This window comes from Chryseobacterium sp. SIMBA_029 (assembly GCF_046535275.1).
Taxonomy (GTDB): domain Bacteria; phylum Bacteroidota; class Bacteroidia; order Flavobacteriales; family Weeksellaceae; genus Chryseobacterium.
This window is the reverse complement of sequence record NZ_JAWRXA010000366.1, coordinates 1-269: the sequence shown is the minus strand read 5'-3', so window position 1 is coordinate 269 and position 269 is coordinate 1. Positions and strand designations below refer to the sequence as shown.

1 pseudogene is annotated in these 269 nt (G+C 61.3%); it reads right to left on the bottom strand.

Going from position 1 to position 269, the window contains the following annotated elements:
* Positions 1-269, bottom strand: a pseudogene (locus SB679_RS24485) (hypothetical protein); the annotation flags it as partial.

Here is a 269-nt window from a genome sequence, read left to right as displayed (position 1 = left end):
GCCCGGGGTCCCGGCTGATTTGCTCGACGTCAGTTCCGTGGTGGGATTTGAACCAGATCCGGTCGTGGTCCACGATGCTGACGATGGCGATAGGTACGGAAAACAACCTGGCGGCTAGGGACGTAATCCGGTCGAAGGCCCCATCGGGGGGTGTATCGAGAATGCCGTAGCGATGCACCGCTTCCAGCCTGGCTTCTTCGGTATCACCGCGACCGGAAGTGTCGCGGTGGCGCCCTGTGCCGGTGATGACTTCCTGCCTTAAAGCCAGT